This is a genomic window from Aquiflexum sp., from assembly GCF_041751335.1.
Classification (GTDB): Bacteria; Bacteroidota; Bacteroidia; order Cytophagales; family Cyclobacteriaceae; genus Aquiflexum.
On the sequence record NZ_JBGSXS010000008.1, the window covers coordinates 1 to 2,450 of the forward strand.

At 37.7% G+C, this 2,450-nt stretch carries 2 protein-coding genes; both read right to left on the reverse strand.

The window, feature by feature from the left end; genetic code table 11:
• Positions 1–148 precede the first annotated feature (148 nt).
• On the reverse strand, positions 149–766 hold the full coding sequence (locus ACEW8U_RS00145; protein WP_373519999.1) for a Crp/Fnr family transcriptional regulator: 618 nt from the start codon (positions 764–766) through the stop codon (positions 149–151).
• 389 nt (positions 767–1,155) lie between these two features.
• A partial coding sequence (locus ACEW8U_RS00150) for a hypothetical protein (protein ID WP_373520000.1) occupies positions 1,156–2,450 on the reverse strand: 1,295 nt, incomplete at its 5' end.

Sequence of the window (2,450 nt, forward strand, 5' to 3'; positions counted from 1 at the left end):
CCTGTGAATAAGAACAAATGGAAATAAACAGTAAAATAAAGGATGTAAAAAATTTTAATTTCATAATTCTGCTCAATTGATATTTGAAGCAAAATTATAATGGGAGGTATCGATTTTCGTTGACGATCGTCAAGAAAGAAAGACAGGATTACTTTTTTAAAAATAAACGTTTCCTGATTCTACTTAAAGTTTCTGGGCTTACTCCAATATAACTGGCCAGTTGATATTGGGGGATTCTATTGATCAATTCAGGTCTGTTTTCCAGTAAATCCAAATACCGATCTTCGGGCTTAGATGTAATAAATTTTCCCAACATTTCTTGATAATCCCCTAATTGCTCTTCCAATCCGGAACGACTCAAAGATTCAAAATTTGGATATTTCTTATAAAGTTCCAGTTCCTTTTGAACCGATAAGACAGCTAAAGTACAGTCTTCTACACACTCTAAAAAATGGTCAGAAGGAATACCTTTCGCTGCACTCCTAAAGGAAGAAAAACCTTGCTCCTCGACAAAGAAAAATGTGGTTTTCTCGACTCCGTCAACCAAAAAATATTGCCTTACACACCCTTTTATCAATAAATAACAATCTTTGGCAACCTCACCTTCCTTGAGCAGGATGCTTCCTTTGGGGTGTTTTTCAATCCGTATGGCCTGAATGATTTCCTCTGCTTCCTCCGAGTTAAATTTCTTGTTATTTAAAATGCACATTGACATTTCCTCGGTACTTTCCAACGTTTCAATATTTCTCTTAGGATTTACACCCATAGCAAGTTTGTTTAAATGATTAAATGTATTCTTTTTTCAATTTAACATTTTCCGTACGGTTGCCTTTATAGTATGGTTGTAATTCGGTAGACATTTTTTAAGACATTATGAATAAATTGGAAACCAAAAAGAAAAGAAATCAGGGTGTTCAGCTTTCGACATTGCTTAATACCCAAAAGGAAATCTTTCTGGAGGGAAAGGTTTTTGGTACATTTTGAATTATTGAGGGATGTTTATTCATTAGTTTAAGATGGCGCTCTTTGATCAATTCCTTTTCTTTCTGCCGTCAACATCTGCATATTAAATTTTCTGTATTTCTCCTGCATATTATCTATAATCATCTTGCCAATTTCCTAATACATCAAATTAGTAGTATTCGAATGGGCTGTTCAGTCCTGTACCTGCCTGGAGGAGATATCATTCAATACCCATTCAAGCTGCTTATCCTGGCTTTCTTTATATTCAGACCAAAGGGTTTCTACAAGTATGTCCGGGACTAAGCCCATTGTCTGTTTGTCCTGCATTCTGAATAAGCGTTTGGAATATTGAACTGGCCAGTTGGCATTAGGCAATGAAAACCTATCTGCATCCTGGTATCCATACGGGTTTCCCCCCGTGGGTTCACCTACCAATTTGGCATTTAAAATCTGTTTGTATTGGGCTGCATTACTGACGCCTGCAGAAAAGGTTTCTTTTCCAATAAGCACATAAATCCCGTTTTGCCAGTCAAGATTGTCTACAATGACCAGCATTTGGGCAAGCACCATGCCCTCAAAAAAGTTACCTCCTCCATTTTCTCTGAAATCAACAATCAGGTTTTTGATTTTGTGTTTGATCAATTGCTTTTTGACTTTATTTGAAAACAGCAGCATTTTGAAAAAGCCGGGGTAGCTGTTAAATTTTATATAGGCCGTATTTGTCTGAAGGTCTGCTGAAACCCAAATCCCATCCTTTGAGGTAATGGGCATACCCAGATTCAGAGGCCTTTCATTCAAAACCACCGTTTTCAGATCCTTTAGCTTATTGTTGGCAACCGAATTTAGGATGATAGATTGGTTGTTTCCCTGCTCATCGGTGAATTCAAAGTCCGCGCTGCTCAGTTGATTTGTAATTTCCAATCCAAAAAGCACTTCAGCAACATTGATGGTACTTGGAAGGAAGTGTTCATAGGAATGGGAATTATCAACCCCTTGAACAACAGGGGCAATTTTTTGGATCAGGTCATTAACTTCTGTTCCGTCTATAGCCTTTAACTTCTGTCCCATCAAATGAGCATATTCGACAGAAGTTTTTATTACCCTCAGGTCAGTGCCAAAGAGCTTGAAATAAACAGGAAACCGGGAATAACCATTTCCCCAATACGGGTAGAGCGTATGGCCATCACCAATCAGCCTGGTAATTCTCATCATTTCAACCATTACCTGGTGTTTATTGTAATGGGGCAGTGAGAACTTTAAACCTTCGAGTTCGGACTCAAATTCAGCCTTGCTGATTTTGTGGTAAAGGTCAATATGGTTTTGCTCCAGCTGTGCGTGATAAAAGTCAATATCGCTTTTCCAATCAGTGACCTGTTCAGGATTTAAATGATTATCCTCATAATTAGAATCAGTTACCGAAGATGAGGCACAGCTCAGTAAAACCAATGATAAAAAAGCTGCACTGGCTTTTCTTAAATTTTTGAACA